We start from the raw sequence: 17,709 nt of genomic DNA, 5'->3' as shown, positions 1-17,709 counted from the left end.
GGTCCAATTTGCGACCCATGACGGCTGCTAGCCTAAACTCGACATTTGTTTGAACGCTCGCTTAACCTTGCTTGTGTCGAATTCCTGTAAATCAGCCACCGGTCGCGACAGGCAGTCCCAGCAACGGCGTTAAAGATTGAAGCGAAGCCTGAGACCAAACACCAGCGGGTCATCTGAATTCAGTCCCGGATTTTTAATGTACTGCACGTCGGCCGTCAGGGCCAGATTATCCGATATGTCCAACCGATAGAATGCTTCGAACGTGGTTTGATTGTCCAACCCCACCGTCACCGGTTCCGCCCATGTGGCCGCGATGCCAATCAGGTCGTCATAGAACCCCGGTCGCCAGATCAACCCGCCGGACGCGCCGCGTTTGGCAATCGGGTCGTTGCCATCGGACCAGCCCAGTCGACCAAACACCATCAGGTCGTTTTCAAAGGTGTAGTTGCCGGACAGGACAACACCCGAACTGGATGGCAGGCCTTTGTCCGCGCGGGCGTCGATGTGATAGGCGCCAAGATGGACATTGGTCAGGTAGCGTTGATTGCGGGCCGGGGTCCAGCCGATCTGAGCGTATTTGTAGAACTCGGCACCGCCGGGGAACCAGTCAACATCCGTCAAGGAACCATTTGCATCCGAGACGACCCCGAGCACATAGATCTGGTCGGTCAGGTAAACGCCGCCCCCGATCCCAAAGCCGGGGTCAGGGATTGTCAGGACGGGATTGTAATTGATGGCAAAGTTCTGAAAGCCGGTGCGGGGGTTCACGTAGCCGAGAACGTCGGTGTAGTCGCCCGGATCAATCCGGCCCGCAACGATGCCGCCGCGCCCGCCCATGATCGACTGAGACCAATAGGCAACGGACAGGCTGTTGCCTGTATCGCCGAATGTCAAACCGGTCAGCCCGACATAGCCAATATCTCCGGCCAGACCGGCAGGTGTCTGGTCCAGACCTAGTTTGTGACGGTTTTCCAGAATGAACACGAAGCTGCCGGGGTTGGTGCCGCCTCGATCTGCCAACGTCCATGTGCCCAGAATCCGGGCCTGTCCGGCGGCGCCGTCATCGACACCTGACACGGAGCTGTTGGCGCTCTGGTAGAGCGCCTGATAGTCAAATGACAGGGCAAGGCCGGTGTTCTTCCCAAGTCGTTCTTTCCAGGATTCAGCTGGATCAATGGTGCGATCAAATCCGGGCCATCGTGAGGTTTGTTGCCTGCGCAGCCGGTCCTGTTCCTGCTGTGCTTCCGCGCTCGCAGGGCCACCAATCGACGCTGTCGCGGCGGCCTCAAGCCGACCCCGCGCGCCCGTGTCCTGAGCAACCGAAGTTGAAGCAAAACTTGCCACCAAGGCAGTCGATGCTATCCGGTGCCACATCAGAAGAAGTTCATCCATGTTGTCATGCGCAGGGTCAGCTGATTGATGAACTGGAACTTTGCGCCCTGATCGGTCAGAACCAGCCCCTGACCCGAAGACCCCGGCGGCAGGGTCTGCCCATGGGTGTCCAGATCCAGCACCACGACATAGGTCGTATCGGTGATAGTCGGCACTTCGGGTGTGGCGCCATTCAGATCATACTCGGCATCGGGCGAGGACAGGAACAATCCCGACACGGTGCCCTGAAACGTCTGCCCAGGAAAGGACTTGAACACTGCTTCGGCCTTTTGGCCCGGTTTGACGTTGCGGATCTGGTTCTGGCTCAGGACCAGGTTTATGACCGGGTTGCTGATGTCGAGGAACGCCAGAACCGCAACATTCGGGGCGACCCGGTTGCCGGGCAGCAGGGTCATGGCGGGAACCATGCCGTCAAAGGGCGCGCGTACGGTTGTGTTTGCCAGATCCACTTCGGCGAGTGTCACGGCGGCTTTGGCCACCGCCATATTGGCACGCAGAGATTCGACTTCGGCCTCGGCGACCGCGTTGCGCGACAGCAGCTCCTCCTTTCGCGCCAGTTGGTCCTGAGCCAGTGCCAGCTGAGCCTGAGCCTGCTGCAGGGAAGCGGTGTAAGGCGTCTTTTCAATCTCGAACAGAACGTCACCTTGGGCAATCGGCACACGAGATTTGGCGACAACCTCGGTCACCGGCCCGGCAACGGCGGGTTTGATCCCGACAGAGCCAACGGTAACCATGGTGCCCCCCATCGGCGCGTTCCAGTTGAGCGGCAGGAAGATGACCATGAAGGCAACAACACCGACAACCACAGGCGAAACCTTCATCCAGCCATACCACTTTGGCAGGACACCTACTTTGACCAGCAGCCAAAGGAGGCCAACGTAACTTCCAACAAGTAAGAGGATCATGCTGCACCTCCTGCTGCCGTGTTCGCCGCGGCAACGTCAGCATCTGTGGATCCGGCATAGGCCCAGATCAATACGAGAGGGAACAACACACCACCCGCGATCAAAGTGACCCATCCCCCCACGGACACAGCGGCCCGATAGGGATGCCGACGCTGCGCCGCCACCCGACCAGGCCACCCGCCCAGAAACACAAAAACCCCAATCCCGAGACCTACCATGAACAGGATCATGCCAATGGCAATGTAATCAAGTGCTGTCATCGAACGACCTTCCTTGCTTAAAACCAGTACAGCAGGCGGTTCGCGCCGCCTGCCAGAGACACCTTAGTTCAAGGTGTTCTTATAAATCACGCCATCTTTCATGATCACGACAAGGTTCTTGTCCGGGTCAGTCAAAAGCGCAAGGTCTTCCAAAACGTTGCCGTCGACCAAAAGTAGATCAGCATAGGCACCTTCGGCGACGACACCTTTTGCACCTTCCTGATAGGGATCATTTGGTCCCATAAGGTCAATGATCTCTGCTGCTGTTGACGTTGCCGCCCGAAGCGCACCAGCCGCGCCAAGGTATTTCTCTAGTTGCAGCAATTCGAGGGCCGCAGTCTTGTCGAATCCGAGGGTTTGATTTCACTCAGCCAGAAGGTCGGTGCCAAATACGATTTTCACCCCATGCTTGATCGCTGCCTCCATGGCGACAGGGTATTCATCGTAGATCGATTTCCACTTGGCAAAGCTTGCCGGTGATAGAAACGCTGCTGCATTCTCTTCTGAAAGCCCGAGAACCGCTTCCAGATTTGGCTGCATATAAACGCCCTTTTCACCCATCAACTTGGCAGTCTCTTCGGTGATCAGTGGCGCGTGAAGAATATGCGGAACACCGGCCTCAACGGCCATTCGAACGGATTCATCGGAGTATGCGTGCACGGTAACAAATGTCTTCATGTTTCGCGCCACTTCCACAGCTGCCGCAATTTCCTCGGGTGAGCCTTGCAAGCCGTGCAGCGGATCAAACCTGCTGGAAACACCGCCACCGACCATCATCTTCAAATGGGTCGCACCTTTGCGAAAGTTCTCTCGGCCACAGCGCCGGATTTCGGTGACGCCGTCGGCAATGCAAGCCGTGTAGTATTCATACCAACTTTTAATACCTCCGGAATTGTTGGGGTTGTATTCCATCCGCGTGCGAAAATCCCCATGCCCGTTAGTTTGCGTAATGAAGGCCTCGGCGGAATAGATGCGCGGCCCCAAAAAACCGGCGTCTCCGTCGATCAGGTCCTTTAGATAAATCGCCGACCCGCCGACGTCCATGACAGTGGTAAACCCATTCATCAGCATGCCTTCAGCCCGCTTCATCGCAATTGCGCCATGTGCAAGAGGGCTCAGCTCGTGACGCGCCGTTGATAACTCCCTGACAATTGATAAATGCGTATGCATATCCATCAGGCCGGGCATCAATGTGCGCCCGTCGCCGTTGATGACAGTCGCGCCGCCTGCGCTAATTTCAGCGGTCGAGACGGTCTTGATCAGGTTTCGCTCAACCAACACGTTTGCGTTTTCGAGGAACCCGTCATTGACGCCATCGAATACATTGACGTTCGTAAACAATGTCTGCGCTGGCTCATCCTGTGCCAAGGCGATCGTCGCGGCGAAGGAAAACGCAGAAACCGTTAGTGCCTTCATCATCATATCAATTCTCCAGGATGTTATATTTAATAGGTTTTTCTCTTCGTATGATATTCGGGAAAAAGGCGTGCTCAGTGTCTTGCCGCTTGCTGGCCGGGTGCGTTGCTTACTCGCTTGGCCCGCCATAGGCGCCTGAAATCTCTTGGGCCGCCCGGGCTACGTCAACCATTTCCGCGGTGGTCACAATTGGTGTAGCTGTTGCCGTGTCGACGGTTCCGGCGCCGAACATAATCATTTGAATTGGGCTGATATCGACTGACTTGGGGCACTGGATGACGACGTAGCTTTTGTAGTTGTACATCCCAAAGTAGTAGTCGATCAGCTCACATCCAGCGGCGTTCATGAGCGTCGCGGCATTGGGGCCTCGGTCCTGAGGGTTTGCAATAATGGCGCCCCAGGTGGCGGGTTCGGCAATGCCTTCCAGCATATACCGGGTTGTTCCTTCGGCACTTGCCGTGGTCGCGAGGAGTGAGAACGCAGTCACCAGAGCCGTCATTTTCATTGAATTTCTCCTAAACTAGTTGTGAATTTGGTTGGAGTTTGACGACAAGGTTCCCAGGAACGCCTCCAGATCGATCAGATCCCGATCGCTCAGACCCCCGTGGAAAATCTCATCCGCGAGCGGCGATCCGGACACGGTGCGGTAGTTGTTCAGGACCTGTGCCAGCGTGGTGAATGTTGCGGTGTGCATGTAAGGGGGCCGGTCGGCCACGCCACGTAACGAAGGGGTTTTGAACGTACCCGCATATTTGTGGGTGTCCCGGTCCAAAAAACGGATGTGATCGCCGTCCACGTCCGGGTCTGCATCGCTCCATTTTCCGAAGAACCCAAACTCTGTGGCTTCAAGTGCGTCAAAGGCCGCGCCCCGTCCCGGATCCGGCTCTCCGCTTGCAGGGGTTCCTGAGTGATGGAACTCTCCGTTCGTAAGCATGGGGCCATTGTGGCAATTGACGCATTTGGCTTGGCCGACAAACAACCACAGACCGCGCTTTTCGGATCTGGTCAGGATGTCGGTTCCGTTGGTCTGGCCTGGCAACGTATCGGCATAATAATCAAACCGGGTTGTTTGTGGCATCAATGTGCGAACATGTGCTGCCAGCGCTTTTCCGGTGTTTGCAAAGACTTGGTTGACCGGCTGACTTGTCGGGTCGCCTTCAAACACCTGCCGATAGGGGGCAGAGTAGTGGAGCGAGACAAGCTGTTGAACCTGATGCCGGTCAATTCCATGCTCCACCGGGTTTTCCAGCGGGCCAAGTGTTTGCGACCAGAGAGAGTCCGCGCGACCATCCCAAAAGAACCATTTCTGATAGGCCATTGCGACAATCGGCATGGTGCGACGGTTGGCAACGCCAATCCCGAGACCCCGGGGCAGATCATCGGTAAAGCCATAGTCCTGCCGGTGGCAGGTCGCACAGCTGACTTTGCCGTTGGCGCTGAACCGGGCGTCGTTGAAGATCGCACGCCCCAGCGACGCGGCGCTTGGATTGTCGGCGAAACGGTTGGAAGGTGAAAGTGGCGGAGGCGGCAGTTGCGACAAGGACAGGGATTGGATCAGGGCCAGTTCCCGTGGGGTCCAATCCGTGAATTCGGTTTCTGCGGCGTTGCTCCGGTTCGAAAGAACCGCACACAAGCAGATAGCTGCCAGCAAGAGCCAGATTGCTCTCGACGATGCGGAAGGTTCAGCTCTCATCCACACGGTCCTTGTCCGGCGCGCATAGGTTTTCACCCACAATCACATTGAAACGCAACAAATGGCGGCTGCCTGCTCCGGTGATGTCCAGAGTGACCTCCCAGTAGCCTGGCATGTGGAAATTCATTCCACGAACAAGATAGACGCCTGGGGCATCGGTCTCCTGAACCAAAGGGGAGGTGGTCATGCCATGCAGATGTTCGGGCATATCCGCTGTCAGGTCGATGTATGCACCGCTGACAGGCTGGCCCTGCTTGTCCTGCAATGACAAACGCCACGAATGCACGCCATTCAGCGGGACGTCCAGGAAATCGGTCTCGTAAGACGCCTGTAGCGTTCCATATCGGGTGGTCACCGTCGTTGCGGTGTCCAGATCCTCTGGGCGCTCTCGGCGTAGTTTGCCAATCGCATCCATCGCGCCTGCCGTCTCCGGCAGGGCAAAGATTGAGAGTATAAGCAGGATCAACCAACGCATGATGTTGAGCTGACCAGAGGGGCAGGGCACCTCCGGTCTCCTTTTCCGTTGGGTTACCCGATGGTGTCTTTGATGACCCGCAGGAAGTTTCCTCCCATGATCTTGGCGATGTCCTCATCCGAATATCCACGCTTGATCAGGCCGCGCGTCATGTTCGGATAGGCCGAGTTATTCTCCCAACCGACGTGGCCGTCGGACCAGGGCCAGACCTCGAACTCACCGATGTTTGCGACGACTTCCTCGTCCCATTCGGGGGCCGACAGAATTTGTTCGAAGGTCGCGGGGATAATAAAATCAGACCCAAATCCGACACCATCGATACCGGCAATGTTCACCGCGTGATCAACGTTATCGAGCATATCCTCGACGGTGCATTTATCGCTTCCTGCAATGGCGGTCGGTGTGCTGATCACCCCCATCACGCCACCTTTGTCGGCAACTGCCCTGATTGCTTCGTCCGTTGTCGCCCGTGTCTGATTAACCTTGGACAACATCCCCGCATGGGAAATGACGATGGGCTTGGTCGAAACTTCTGCCGCGCGCATCTGAGTTTCAGGCGAACTGTGGCCGGTGTCGACCAGCATCCCGACCTCGTTCATCCGTTCAACCACCATGTGACCCAAACGACTGAGACCAAATCGGTTTTCCGGCGCTTCGGCACTGCCAGCGCCAACGGCGTTGGTCGCGTTATAGGTGATCTGAATGATACGCAGCCCTTTGCGGTGCATCTCGTCCAGACGGTTCACGGCGTCATCCAGAAACTTGGTGTTCTGCGTGCCCGGCATGAAGCCGACCTTGCCGGTCTTTTTTGCCTCCAGAATATCCGCGTGCGTCAACGTCATCATCGCGTCATCCCGAAACAGATGCATCATGCGATACAGCGCATCCAAATCCCGGTTCAACGCCTCCCAGCTCCACCACTCCTGCGGCTTGAAAACGGTGTCCGGGGTCCAGCGCAACATGTCCGAAATCCCAATCGAGAAATTGCCCGATGTCCCGCCGCCGCGTTTCATGTTGGTGATGAATTCGGGATAGAATGTGCATTCCGACAGGCCATCAAAGATGATCAGGGACTCGTGCAGTTCCTTGGCGTGCTCTTCTTGTTCCGGCGTCAGGCCAAAATCATACACCGTGGCCGGAGCACTGATATATTTGAAATTCTTGTTGCCGCTGAACCCACCGTATTCATCCAATTCGCGGGCCCAGGCAGTTGATCCCATTAAAGATGCCCCAACAGCAGATTGAGCGGCAATGGCCAGCAGTTCTCGGCGCGATAACTTGTGTGTTTTTGGCATTTTGTCCTCCTCGAAGAACGGCTTCAATTAGCAATTGAAGCCAATAAAATCGTATTTCAAAAAAGTGCGGATCCCGGCGAGACAAAGTCTTTCCGGTATTCGGGTCAGTTTTTTAGTTGGACCCATGGGATTAGAGATTAGCCAGTATTGCCGGATGCGTCCTATCTTTGGGGAACAGAAACAGCACAATTCGGTCCCACAATGAATGGCGCATCCCTTTGCAATTGGTTACCTTGGAAGAATGCCTAACACTGCCCCCTTGCTGGTCCGCGCCGCGCTTTTAATGCCATTTCTTCATTATTTTGAACGGCACGGAGGGGATTTGGACCTTCTGTTGGAAGACTTGCAGATTTCGAGCGCCATCAAGACAGACTTTGACAGGCAAATACCTGTAAAAGCAGTCTATGAAGTGATCGATGAGATAACCGACCGACTTGGTGACCGTTTCGTTGGCGCTGCAGTTGGGCGTGACATGGCAATGAATGCTATGGGGCCTTTGGCTGAAAAATTGACCGCTGAGCAAGCGGTTGGTAGCTTTTTGGACCGCTTCCTTGTGTCGGTTAGATCTTATGGAAATTCCACGCACTACCGGCTGGAAAACGATGGGAAAAATGCAACTTTAAAAATGACTCGCAGGGTCCGACCTGACGCCAACCCAGCCCAGCAGGATGCCCTTACTTTAGCTCTCCTTGTTGAACAAATTCGGCCACGTGTTGGGAATGCTTGGAGCTCCAACGATGTACTTGCTGTGGTCGCAGATGAAACTGTTGTTCCAGAATGGTTGCTGCCCCGGTCGTCCCTGATCACAGGTTCGGCAATGGGCATGACACTTCGTATACCAGCACAATGGATGTTGCTCAGCCATACAGGGGGATCAAGTGACTGGGAGCAGGATCAGGTTCACGAAGATTATGATACTTTGCCAAAAACGGTCCAAAAGTTCTGTGAAGAACACATGAGCGACCCGAATTTGGACCTGGCGGCAACGGCTCGGGCCTGTCACGTACACCCTAAGGCACTAAGCAGGATGCTGTCCTCGCACGGAACTTCCTTCAAGGAAATTTTAGAGGAACAGCGGCGAAAACACGCGATCGCTGCAATGTCCCAAGGCCACCTATCCATTACAGAGATCGCGCTTGCCACCGGCTTTGCCCACGCGTCAAATTTTTCACGCGCATACAAGCGCTGGACCGGAGAAACACCTTCGGCGACTCGGGATAGGTTGAGGTAAAAGCGCTGTGCAGATTTTGGCGCGAAACATGGCGCAGGTTTGCAATCCGCCCAAATGTAGACCAGTCATGTTTGCTATGGGCCGGGGTCACGGTTTTGCCTTTGAGCGCGACCCAGCTGATCTGAAAGCCGGGCCGCATCGCGCCAAACCGGGCGATGGGGATCGCTGCATGGTACCGGGGAATTTTGACATGAGAGAGGGTGCGTGACCACCTGACCCCGATGATTTTTGGTGACAGGCACGGAACAAACCGCACCAAAGCAACCGGCAAGTGGCTGATTTATGATATAATTCATGGGTGAATTGGTAGGCCCGGCAGGATTTGAACCCGCAACCAAAGCGTTATGAGCGCTCTGCTCTAACCGTTGAGCTACAGGCCCACCTTGGGGCTATGCGTACCATGAATGTCGCCCGCGTCAAGCCTGACCGTTGCATCAAAGCGCACAATCGAATAACCCCCGCGCAAGGTTTAAATGAGGATGGGCCTATGACTGCGGGAAAGAACGGCATGACCTATGCCGAAGCGGGTGTCGACATTGATGCAGGCAACGCGTTGGTGGATCGGATCAAGCCGGCCGCCAAGCGGACAAATCGGTCTGGCGTGGCCAGCGGGCTGGGCGGATTTGGGGCGCTGTTCGATCTCAAGGCGGCCGGATACGAGGATCCGATTCTCGTGGGTGCCACCGACGGCGTAGGCACCAAGCTGCGCATTGCCATTGATACCGGCGTGGTGGATGGCGTCGGCATCGACCTGGTGGCCATGTGTGTCAATGATCTGGTGTGCCAGGGTGCCGAGCCCTTGTTCTTTCTTGACTATTTCGCCACCGGCAAGCTGGAAACAGAAACCGCTGCCCGCATCATCGAAGGCATTGCCGAAGGCTGTGTGCGCTCTGGCTGTGCGCTGATTGGCGGCGAGACAGCGGAAATGCCGGGTATGTATCCCGAAGGTGATTTTGATCTGGCCGGGTTTTCGGTTGGCGCGATGGAGCGCGGCACTGCGCTGCCCGACGGTGTGGTCGAAGGCGACGTTCTGCTGGGGTTGGCCTCGGATGGGGTGCATTCCAACGGTTATTCGCTGGTGCGTAAACTGGTCGAAGTATCCGGGCTGGGCTGGGATGATGACTGCCCGTTCGCCGACGGAAAAATGGGTGAGGTGCTGCTGACACCGACTCGGCTGTATGTGAAACAGGCGCTGGCGGCCGTGCGGGCAGGGGGCGTGCATGCGCTGGCTCATATTACAGGTGGCGGACTGACTGAGAATCTGCCCCGTGTTCTGCCGGATGATCTGGGTGCCGACATCGACCTGAATGCCTGGGAGCTGCCAGGCGTGTTCAAATGGATGGCCGCCACCGGTGGGATTGTCGAATCCGAGATGTTGAAAACGTTCAACTGCGGCATGGGCATGATCCTGTCTGTCTCGGCGGATCGCGCCGATGCGCTGGTTGAGCTGCTTGAGGGCGAGGGTGAAACCGTATCCCGTCTGGGGACCGTGACCGCGGGCGCAGGGATGCGCTATTCGGGTACCCTGCTGTGACAGCGCCTAAACGCGTCGCGATCCTGATTTCCGGAGGCGGGTCGAACATGGTGTCGCTGGTCGAAAGCATGACTGGCGATCACCCGGCGCGTCCTTGTCTGGTACTCTCGAATGATGCCAATGCGGGCGGCCTGAACAAGGCCGCTGCCGCGGGCGTTGCGACGGCCGTTGTCGATCATCGACCGTTCAAAGGCGATCGCGCCGCGTTTGAGGCCGAACTGGTCAAACCCATTTTGGAGGCCGGGGCCGACATCGTCTGTCTTGCCGGGTTCATGCGGGTGTTGACGGGGGGATTCGTGTCCCAGTTTCAAGGTCGGATGCTGAACATCCACCCGTCGTTATTGCCCAAATACAAGGGGCTGAACACGCATGCCCGTGCGCTCGAAGCCGGAGACGCGGAACATGGCTGTACAGTGCACGAAGTAACACCGGCATTGGACGATGGTCCGATTCTGGGTCAGGCGCGGGTTCCGGTTCTGGCAGAGGACACGCCTGATACGCTGGCGGCCCGGGTTCTGGGCTATGAACATCGCCTGTATCCGGCCGTGTTACGCCGGTTTGCCATGGGCGATAAAACGCCCGTTCTTCTGGGCTGAACCGCTTGGTCACGGGCGCGACACTGGACCCGGTTTGCAAACGCTCCCGCGATTGCGTATCACGGAAGGAACGGGCGCTGCTGATACCGCAGGGTTCACAACAAGCCTGAAGCAGACAAAGAAAATTTGCATGAAAACTCTGACAACGACGCAAGACCTGGAAGCCTTTTGCCTTGAGGCGGCCAAACACCCCTATGTGACTTTGGATACCGAGTTTTTACGCGAACGGACCTATTATTCGAAACTCTGCCTGATCCAGATGGCCTATCCGGGTGAGGGGAATGAAAACGCGGTGCTGATCGACCCGCTGGCCGACGGGCTGTCGCTGGAACCGATGTACGATCTGTTCCGCAATGAATCCGTGGTCAAGGTCTTTCATGCGGCGCGTCAGGATCTGGAAATCTTCTGGGTGGATGCCGGTGTCTTTCCGACACCGTTGTTTGATACCCAGGTCGCGGCAATGGTCTGTGGGTTTGGTGAACAGGTCGGCTATGAAACCCTGGTCAAAAAGATCGTGCGCCAGCCGCTGGACAAGACGTCCCGATTTACCGATTGGTCGCGCCGACCGCTGACAGACGCGCAAAAGAACTATGCGCTGGCCGATGTGACCCATCTGCGCCGGATCTATGAATTTCTGGCTGCGGATCTGGAGAAAAGCGGGCGGTCACACTGGGTGGCCGAAGAACTGAAGGTTCTGACCAACCCCGGCACCTATGACATTCAACCCGAAGAAGCCTGGCGGCGGGTCAAGACCCGGACCAATTCAGGTCGGTTCCTGGCAGTGGTGCGCGAACTGGCGGCGTTTCGCGAAGCGCACGCCCAGACCAACAATGTGCCACGCAACCGGGTGTTCAAGGATGACGCGCTGGTAGAACTGGCCTCGACCAAACCTGCAACGCAATCTGATCTCGGTGGATCGCGTCTGCTGCTTCGCGAAGCCCGCAAGGGCATCATCGCCGAAGGCATTCTGGCGGCAGTCAAACGCGGTGTGGATTGTACACCTGAAAATTTGCCCAAACCCGATACCTCCCGGGAAAAGCTCCAGGTGAACCCGGCGTTGGCCGATCTTTTGCGGGTTCTGCTCAAGGCCAAGACAGAACATGCGGGTGTTGCGGCCAAGCTGATCGCCAACAGTGCGGATCTGGACGCCATCGCCGCCGGATTGCGCGATGTTCAGGCGTTGTCGGGATGGCGGCGTGAAGTTTTTGGCAACGAGGCCCTGCGCCTGTGCAATGGAGAGATTGCGCTGGCGGCCAAAGGTCAAACCGTGCGGGTCGTAGAACTCTGACAGCCGACATTTTGGACCATAGCCCATCATAGTCCGGGGATCAGGTCTGGCGAAAGCCGGGGCGGACATGGGGTGGGCGTCCAACGGACATGGCGTGGTCTAAGATGTCAGCCTACCAGGGCGGGCAGAGCGGTCACACCAAAGGCCCAACCCCAGTTTCGTGGGTCCGGTCAACCGGTGCCGCGATTACTGGCGCCGGGATTCCCGTGCATTCTGGGCCCCTTCGACCCGAACCGTGCGGATCTGTGCCAGCTGTTGATGCGTGATGCTATAGGCCGCGTGTACGGTACGGGTCCGGTCAGACCCGACCGGGGTGGGGTTGGCCGGATAGTTCACCCGAAAGGACAACGTCATAACGGAAGGCGCGTCCTCGTCGGGTTCCTGCAACAGTAAACCCGCTGCAAAGGCTCCCTGACGGCTGGCCAACGCCGTAGCATAGATGATGGCCCCTGTTGGGGTGCGTTCGATCTTGAGACTGGTGATGGTTTCGACACTCTGTGACACGTCTTCTGGTTCTGGTCTGGAAAACAGTCCCTTGCCACCATTGGCTGGCAACAGCGGATTTGTCTCCGTCAATAGCAACGGTTCGCCTCCGACCTCGGTGTCGGCGGGGATGGAATTTGATCGTCCAAACCAGTTGCGCGGGTTGGCGTTCGAGGTTTGCCAGGATCCACAGCTGGACAGGACCAGAGTTGAAATCAGAAGGAGTGTCACAGAAATGCGCATCATGCCCGCCATTCTTAATTGCCCAGCTTTGGGTTACCGCATCCGGGCGGCGTTGAAAAGCGGTTGAAATGAACCTGTGTCCGGCCTAGGTCTGAGCGAGACCAACCAGAGGGCGGAAAATGGCGACGCAAGCCTTTGAAGAGATCGTTGAAGACTTTGAGTTTCTGGAAGACTGGGAAGATCGCTATCGGCATGTGATTGACCAGGGCAAGGCAATGGCACCGTTGGATGAGGCATTGAAGGTGCCTGCCACCAAAGTGCATGGATGTGCCAGCCAGGTCTGGTTGCACCCCATTGTCGAAGGCGGGGTGTTTCGGTTCGATGGCGACAGCGATGCGCTGATCGTGCGGGGACTGATTTCGGTTCTGCGGGCGCTGTACAACGGGGTTCCGGTGGCCCAAATCGGACAGGTCGATGCGCGGGCCGAACTGGGGCGGTTGGGATTGAATGAACATCTGTCGGCGCAGCGATCGAACGGGGTCCGCTCGATGATCGAGCGCATCCGGGATGTGGCTGCGGAACACGCCTGAACTCGGGCCAGCATCGGGGGGTGCTGCCCCCCACATTGAAGCTGAAGCTTCACTGTTCCCCCCGGGATATTTTTAGCCAGATGAAGACGCGGATCTGTTCCAGCGCGTCAGAGCCGGTTCCAGATCCCCATAGCCGGTGTGGCGGTGTTCGAAGTCGAGCCCCATTCGCTCGGCGCAGGCGCGCGCCTTGTCTATCAACGCCGGATCCCGGATCTGGGATTGATAGACAAGTTTGGTGTAATTTCCAAAAATCATGTCCCGCAGTTCCGGGTTCTTGTCCAGGCCCATGGGTTTCCAGATAAACGCATCGAATTGCTTGGCCAGAAAGTCGGTCAGATAGAATGCGGTTATTTCGCCTCCGTCAGAAATTTCGGCGAATTTCTCATTGCCTTCGAAAAACGAATAGCAATGCGGTCCCTGGATCATTTCGACACCCAGCTCGGCACATTTACGTTCCAGCTCTCCGCCGGTGCCACAATCGGCATAGACCACGTGGATCGTATCATAGACACGGGCATGTTTTTTCACCGCCTCTTCGACCGAGAGCGTGATTTGTTCGGGATAGAGGTGCAATTTTGCGGGCAGGCATGTCAGGTCGATATGGTCGAGCTGGTTGGCCTGTTTGATATCCAGGATCTCGCGGGCGAGCGCGCCGCAGGCGATCAACAGGATACGTCCGGTTTTACGTTCAGGAGCGGCAAGCCCCTGTTCCGTCAGCGACTCTTCTTCGAGTGTTCGCCCGGTGGGAGGGCGAAAGGCAGCCCGACCTTCCAGGCGGGCTGCTCTTCCTTTTCGTGCCAAATCAGGCGCTCGCGCGGTTGTGCAGACGTGCAACCTGCTCTTTGGCAGTTTCCACGGCCACAGCGGCGTCGCGGCAATAGGCGTCGGCACCAATGGCTTTGCCGAATTCTTCGTTCAGCGGTGCACCACCGACCAGAACGATGTAATCGTCGCGCTTGCCCTGTTCGATCATGGTGTCGATCACGACCTTCATGTAGGGCATTGTTGTGGTCAGCAGGGCGGACATACCCAGGATGTCGGGTTTGTGCTCTTCCAGAGCTTCCAGGTAGTTTTCGACCGGGTTGTTGATGCCCAGATCGACCACTTCAAAGCCTGCGCCTTCCATCATCATCGACACCAGGTTTTTACCGATGTCGTGGATGTCGCCTTTGACGGTGCCGATCACCATGGATCCGACGCGCGGGGCACCGGTTGCGGCCAGCAGCGGCTTCAGGATGGCCATGCCGCCCTTCATCGCGTTTGCAGCCAGCAGAACTTCGGGGACGAAGAGAATGCCATCGCGGAAGTCGGCACCCACGATGGTCATGCCACCAACCAGCGCTTTGGTCAGAACTTCATAGGGTTCCCAACCGCGTTCGAGCAGAATGTTAACGCCTTCTTCGATCTCTTCCTTGAGACCGTCATACAGGTCGTCGAACATCTGTTGGACAAGTTCTTCGTCGTCCAGTTCCGACAGGATGATGTCTTCTTCTTCCGACATGGGCGTAATTCCTCTAAGACTGGGCGGGGCGTCCCCGGGGGTTGTCTGTTGATTTCGAACCTTTTTGCCAGAAGCGCGTGAGGGAACTGCAATATTTGCGACATAGCCGAAGCTGCTACCGACCTCGCTGTTAAAAAATGTACACTTTGGTGTTCTGATTTCGCAGGACATGGTGAATTTTACCGGATGTTCTTTATTTGTTCCCGGTATTGTCGTAAGTTTGAGCCATGGAAATGGATTCTCATATAGTGCAGGAACGCCGCCGCGCCCGAGGCGCGGTGACAAACGCGTCGGGTCGGTTTGATCTGGAACGGCTGGGCGTAGACGACGGTTGGGAGCGTGATGAAGATCTCGCACCGATCAAAACGTCGGTTCAGGATGAGGTCGCGCGGAGCCTGATCACGTATAACAAATCGCCGGATCTGCCATTTGACCGTTCGATCAACCCATATCGCGGCTGCGAACACGGCTGTGTCTATTGTTTTGCCCGGCCGACCCATGCTTATCTGGGATTGTCACCCGGATTGGACTTTGAAACCAGGCTGATCGCTCGCCCCAATGCGCCCCAAGTGCTGCGCCAGGAACTGGGACGGGTCGGATACAAGGTGCGTGCGTTGGCCATCGGGACGAACACTGATCCCTATCAACCGATTGAAAAGCAGCGGGCGATAACGCGCGCGTGTCTCAAGGTGTTGTCAGACTTCAATCATCCGGTCGCGATTGTGACCAAGGGCGCGCTGATTGAACGTGACATTGACATATTGGCCCCAATGGCTGCGCGTGGGTTGGTGCGGGTGGGGGTGTCGGTGACCACGCTGGATCCGGATCTGTCCCGCCGGATGGAGCCTCGTGTACCGACCCCGACGCGCAGGCTGGCGACAATACGTGCCCTGAGCGACGCAGGGATCCCGGTGCGCCTGATGGCCTCACCGGTGGTACCCGCGCTGACAGATCACGAGCTTGAGGCCTTGTTGGCAGCGGGCAGTGCTGCGGGCGCGGATGCGGCCAGCTGGATCATGCTGCGCCTGCCGCGTGAAGTGTCGGTGCTGTGGCAGGAGTGGCTGGCGGAACATGTGCCGGATCGCGCGGATCGGGTCATGGCACGACTGCGCGAAATGCATGGGGGCAAGGATTATGACCCCCGCTGGGGCCACAGGATGCGCGGTCAGGGGCATTATGCTGAAATGATAGCCCAACGGTTTGTTGCAGCTGCGCGGCGGCTGGGGTTGGACAACAAGGTGCCTGATTTGCGCTGTGATCTGTTTGCACGGCCTCCGCAGGCCGGTGATCAGCTATCATTATTCTAACGGCAGGGGCCGCAGAACGAAAAACCCCCGACCTGTTGTTTGGGCCGGGGGAAATGGGGTCAGACAGAGACGCAATCAGGCGCGGCGGCGTCCGCGACGCCCACGGCGGCTGTCATCATCGGATTTGGCGTCTTCGCCGGTGCCGTCCGACGCCGAGGTGAATGGGCCCAGAACCTGGGTGATCTGTTCCAGAGTGGGGCGCTCGCCGCGCGACCGTGTATCCAACGCTTCGCGCATGGACCGCAGGTGTTCTGGCATGGTGCCACAGCAGCCCCCGATGATCTTGGCTCCGCAATCGCGGGCCATCACCGCATATTCACCCATCAATTCGGGGGTGCCGTCATAGTGAATATGGCCATCCACATATTTCGGGATACCGGCGTTTCCTTTGGAAATGATCGGGCGTTCAGTGCCTTGGGCCACAAACCCCAGAACCGTGCGCAGAATATCCGATGCGCCGGTGCCGCAATTGGCACCAAAAGCCAGCGGCTTGTTGGAAAAATCTTCGACCAGCTGCGCCAGGTCAGCCGATGTGACCCCCATCATGGTGCGCCCGGCTGTGTCAAAGCTCATGGTGCCAACCCAAGGCATATCTGCCAGCGCAAACGCTTCGGCGGCTGCACGATATTCTTCGGGGGCCGAAATCGTCTCCAGCCACAGAACATCGACGCCGCCTTCCTTGAGACCATCGGCCTGTTCGTGGAACATTTCAACGGCCAGCTCGTGCGACAGTTCGCCCACAGGCAGCATGATTTCACCGGTCGGTCCGACCGACCCAGCCACGATGATCTTGCGTTCGGACCGATCAGCGACATTCCGACCCAATTCTGCACCGGCCTTGTTCAGTTCGCGCACGCGTTTGTCGGCGTCATGCAATTTCAGGCGGGCAGCCGTGCCGCCAAAGGTGTTGGTCAGGAACAGGTCGCTTCCTGCGTCGACCGACCCCTGATACAGCGCGGTGATTTTGGCAGTCTCCTGGACGTTCCACAATTCTGGGGCGTCGCCAGATTGCAGGCCCATGTTGAATAGATTGGTGCCGGTTGCACCATCTGCCAGCAAAACATCCTTGCTGGCCAGTAGGTCTGCGAAAGCATTGGTCATTGTCGATCCGTCCTGCAGCATCTGGGCACATGTCACCCATGGGTTACGGGCCCGATTTGTCACGGATGCGTGAGCTGTGCAATTTCATTTTTTTCATCATGATTATGAGATCAGCGTCCCCCTGTGACCCTAGGAAAGACGAATCGGGGTGGGGCGGGGCCTTGGCCTCCGGTCTGATTGGCGCTTGTCCGGTGACATGGCGCAACACTGACCCCGCCAAAAGATGCGCGGGAAATAGCAGAGGGTGTTGGGAATCACTCCCTGTGGCATCCGGGGGTGTTTGGGGCAGGGTGCGACCCGCATTTCACATTTGCCGCGGAATTACAGCCAAAAACCGGGTCAGAATTCTGAAATGACATCGATGGAGCGTGATTCAGTTGGTCCGCTTCCGACCTCGGTCAGAAAACAACAGGGAATCCATTGGGGGCGCGGCGATTTCGGAGTGTGCGCCTGGACATT

General features: G+C 57.2%; 19 protein-coding genes and 1 tRNA gene. 6 read left to right on the top strand and 14 right to left on the bottom strand.

Going from position 1 to position 17,709, the window contains the following annotated elements:
- Positions 1–129: 129 nt before the first annotated feature.
- From K3727_12030 to K3727_11990, 9 genes are all read right to left on the bottom strand, one after another.
- Positions 130–1,392, bottom strand: coding sequence for a carbohydrate porin (locus K3727_12030; GenBank protein UWQ89552.1), 1,263 nt, complete (start codon positions 1,390–1,392; stop codon positions 130–132).
- On the bottom strand, positions 1,374–2,297 hold the full coding sequence (locus K3727_12025) for an efflux RND transporter periplasmic adaptor subunit (GenBank protein ID UWQ89551.1): 924 nt from the start codon (positions 2,295–2,297) through the stop codon (positions 1,374–1,376). The genes K3727_12030 and K3727_12025 overlap by 19 nt, the downstream gene beginning before the upstream one ends.
- Positions 2,294–2,557 (bottom strand): DUF3302 domain-containing protein, encoded by a 264-nt coding sequence (locus K3727_12020; protein UWQ89550.1) that lies wholly within the window; start codon positions 2,555–2,557, stop codon positions 2,294–2,296. The genes K3727_12025 and K3727_12020 overlap by 4 nt, the downstream gene beginning before the upstream one ends.
- Positions 2,558–2,620: 63 nt before the next feature.
- Complete coding sequence (locus K3727_12015; protein ID UWQ93357.1) at positions 2,621–2,800, bottom strand: Xaa-Pro dipeptidase; 180 nt, start codon at positions 2,798–2,800, stop codon at positions 2,621–2,623.
- A 120-nt stretch (positions 2,801–2,920) separates the two neighbouring features.
- Entirely contained in the window at positions 2,921–3,979 is a 1,059-nt protein-coding gene (locus K3727_12010) for an amidohydrolase family protein (GenBank protein UWQ89549.1), read from the bottom strand.
- 103 nt (positions 3,980–4,082) lie between these two features.
- Complete coding sequence (locus K3727_12005; GenBank protein UWQ89548.1) at positions 4,083–4,478, bottom strand: hypothetical protein; 396 nt, start codon at positions 4,476–4,478, stop codon at positions 4,083–4,085.
- Between the two features lie 15 nt (positions 4,479–4,493).
- Entirely contained in the window at positions 4,494–5,666 is a 1,173-nt protein-coding gene (locus K3727_12000) for a hypothetical protein (protein ID UWQ89547.1), read from the bottom strand.
- Positions 5,656–6,171, bottom strand: a complete 516-nt coding sequence (locus tag K3727_11995) for a FixH family protein (protein ID UWQ89546.1) — start codon at positions 6,169–6,171, stop codon at positions 5,656–5,658. Before K3727_11995 ends, K3727_12000 begins: the two co-directional genes overlap by 11 nt.
- 23 nt (positions 6,172–6,194) lie before the next feature.
- A complete protein-coding gene (locus tag K3727_11990; GenBank protein ID UWQ89545.1) occupies positions 6,195–7,436 on the bottom strand; it encodes a dipeptidase in 1,242 nt (413 codons plus the stop codon).
- A gap of 205 nt (positions 7,437–7,641) precedes the next feature.
- On the opposite strand from K3727_11990, the gene K3727_11985 reads away from it, so the two are divergent.
- Positions 7,642–8,667, top strand: a complete 1,026-nt coding sequence (locus tag K3727_11985; protein UWQ89544.1) for a helix-turn-helix domain-containing protein — start codon at positions 7,642–7,644, stop codon at positions 8,665–8,667.
- A gap of 304 nt (positions 8,668–8,971) precedes the next feature.
- Here K3727_11985 and K3727_11980 read toward each other — a convergent pair.
- Positions 8,972–9,047 (bottom strand) — tRNA-Ile (locus K3727_11980).
- Between the two features lie 107 nt (positions 9,048–9,154).
- Here K3727_11980 and purM point away from each other — a divergent pair.
- The 3 genes from purM to rnd all read left to right on the top strand — a co-directional run bounded on the left by purM (position 9,155) and on the right by rnd (position 12,085).
- On the top strand, positions 9,155–10,201 hold the full coding sequence (gene purM / locus K3727_11975; GenBank protein ID UWQ89543.1) for a phosphoribosylformylglycinamidine cyclo-ligase: 1,047 nt from the start codon (positions 9,155–9,157) through the stop codon (positions 10,199–10,201).
- Positions 10,198–10,797 (top strand): phosphoribosylglycinamide formyltransferase, encoded by a 600-nt coding sequence (gene purN / locus K3727_11970; protein ID UWQ89542.1) that lies wholly within the window; start codon positions 10,198–10,200, stop codon positions 10,795–10,797. Before purM ends, purN begins: the two co-directional genes overlap by 4 nt.
- Before the next feature lie 130 nt (positions 10,798–10,927).
- Positions 10,928–12,085 (top strand): ribonuclease D, encoded by a 1,158-nt coding sequence (rnd, locus tag K3727_11965; GenBank protein ID UWQ89541.1) that lies wholly within the window; start codon positions 10,928–10,930, stop codon positions 12,083–12,085.
- A gap of 186 nt (positions 12,086–12,271) precedes the next feature.
- Here rnd and K3727_11960 read toward each other — a convergent pair whose 3' ends face one another.
- On the bottom strand, positions 12,272–12,811 hold the full coding sequence (locus K3727_11960; GenBank protein ID UWQ93356.1) for a hypothetical protein: 540 nt from the start codon (positions 12,809–12,811) through the stop codon (positions 12,272–12,274).
- A gap of 119 nt (positions 12,812–12,930) precedes the next feature.
- Between K3727_11960 and K3727_11955 the strand changes: the two genes are divergently transcribed.
- Positions 12,931–13,341: a SufE family protein gene (locus tag K3727_11955; GenBank protein UWQ89540.1), complete on the top strand. Its 411-nt coding sequence runs from the start codon at positions 12,931–12,933 to the stop codon at positions 13,339–13,341.
- A 72-nt stretch (positions 13,342–13,413) separates the two neighbouring features.
- Here K3727_11955 and K3727_11950 read toward each other — a convergent pair whose 3' ends face one another.
- Positions 13,414–14,142 carry a DUF1638 domain-containing protein gene (locus K3727_11950; protein ID UWQ89539.1) on the bottom strand — a complete coding sequence of 243 codons (729 nt, stop codon included), beginning with the start codon at positions 14,140–14,142 and terminating at the stop codon, positions 13,414–13,416.
- 1 nt (position 14,143) lies between these two features.
- The gene (locus tag K3727_11945; GenBank protein ID UWQ89538.1) at positions 14,144–14,842 is read right to left on the bottom strand and encodes a B12-binding domain-containing protein; all 699 of its coding nucleotides are present in this window, start codon (positions 14,840–14,842) and stop codon (positions 14,144–14,146) included.
- A gap of 227 nt (positions 14,843–15,069) precedes the next feature.
- Here K3727_11945 and K3727_11940 point away from each other — a divergent pair, with 227 nt between their 5' ends.
- Positions 15,070–16,149, top strand: a complete 1,080-nt coding sequence (locus K3727_11940; GenBank protein UWQ89537.1) for a PA0069 family radical SAM protein — start codon at positions 15,070–15,072, stop codon at positions 16,147–16,149.
- Between the two features lie 75 nt (positions 16,150–16,224).
- Here K3727_11940 and bmt read toward each other — a convergent pair whose 3' ends face one another.
- Positions 16,225–17,250, bottom strand: a complete 1,026-nt coding sequence (gene bmt / locus K3727_11935) for a betaine--homocysteine S-methyltransferase (protein ID UWQ89536.1) — start codon at positions 17,248–17,250, stop codon at positions 16,225–16,227.
- Positions 17,251–17,709: the final 459 nt, after the last annotated feature.

It is taken from the genome of Rhodobacteraceae bacterium M382 (assembly GCA_025141015.1).
Lineage (GTDB): Bacteria > Pseudomonadota > Alphaproteobacteria > Rhodobacterales > Rhodobacteraceae > Aliisedimentitalea > Aliisedimentitalea scapharcae.
The sequence above is the reverse complement of the archived record's forward strand: the minus strand, read 5'-3'. Positions and strand labels throughout refer to the sequence as shown.

Bases quoted from the DNA above. Each gene is read 5' to 3' on its own strand.
- K3727_12030 (UWQ89552.1), bottom strand. From the start codon at position 1,392: ATGGATGAACTTCTTCTGATGTGGCACCGGATAGCATCGACTGCCTTG.
- K3727_12025 (UWQ89551.1), bottom strand. From the start codon at position 2,297: ATGATCCTCTTACTTGTTGGAAGTTACGTTGGCCTCCTTTGGCTGCTG.
- K3727_12020 (UWQ89550.1), bottom strand. From the start codon at position 2,557: ATGACAGCACTTGATTACATTGCCATTGGCATGATCCTGTTCATGGTA.
- K3727_12015 (UWQ93357.1), bottom strand. From the start codon at position 2,800: ATGGGACCAAATGATCCCTATCAGGAAGGTGCAAAAGGTGTCGTCGCC.
- K3727_12010 (UWQ89549.1), bottom strand. From the start codon at position 3,979: ATGATGATGAAGGCACTAACGGTTTCTGCGTTTTCCTTCGCCGCGACG.
- K3727_12005 (UWQ89548.1), bottom strand. From the start codon at position 4,478: ATGAAAATGACGGCTCTGGTGACTGCGTTCTCACTCCTCGCGACCACG.
- K3727_12000 (UWQ89547.1), bottom strand. From the start codon at position 5,666: ATGAGAGCTGAACCTTCCGCATCGTCGAGAGCAATCTGGCTCTTGCTG.
- K3727_11990 (UWQ89545.1), bottom strand. From the start codon at position 7,436: ATGCCAAAAACACACAAGTTATCGCGCCGAGAACTGCTGGCCATTGCC.
- K3727_11985 (UWQ89544.1), top strand. From the start codon at position 7,642: ATGGCGCATCCCTTTGCAATTGGTTACCTTGGAAGAATGCCTAACACT.
- purM (UWQ89543.1), top strand. From the start codon at position 9,155: ATGACTGCGGGAAAGAACGGCATGACCTATGCCGAAGCGGGTGTCGAC.
- rnd (UWQ89541.1), top strand. From the start codon at position 10,928: ATGAAAACTCTGACAACGACGCAAGACCTGGAAGCCTTTTGCCTTGAG.
- K3727_11960 (UWQ93356.1), bottom strand. From the start codon at position 12,811: ATGCGCATTTCTGTGACACTCCTTCTGATTTCAACTCTGGTCCTGTCC.
- K3727_11955 (UWQ89540.1), top strand. From the start codon at position 12,931: ATGGCGACGCAAGCCTTTGAAGAGATCGTTGAAGACTTTGAGTTTCTG.
- K3727_11945 (UWQ89538.1), bottom strand. From the start codon at position 14,842: ATGTCGGAAGAAGAAGACATCATCCTGTCGGAACTGGACGACGAAGAA.
- K3727_11940 (UWQ89537.1), top strand. From the start codon at position 15,070: ATGGAAATGGATTCTCATATAGTGCAGGAACGCCGCCGCGCCCGAGGC.
- bmt (UWQ89536.1), bottom strand. From the start codon at position 17,250: ATGACCAATGCTTTCGCAGACCTACTGGCCAGCAAGGATGTTTTGCTG.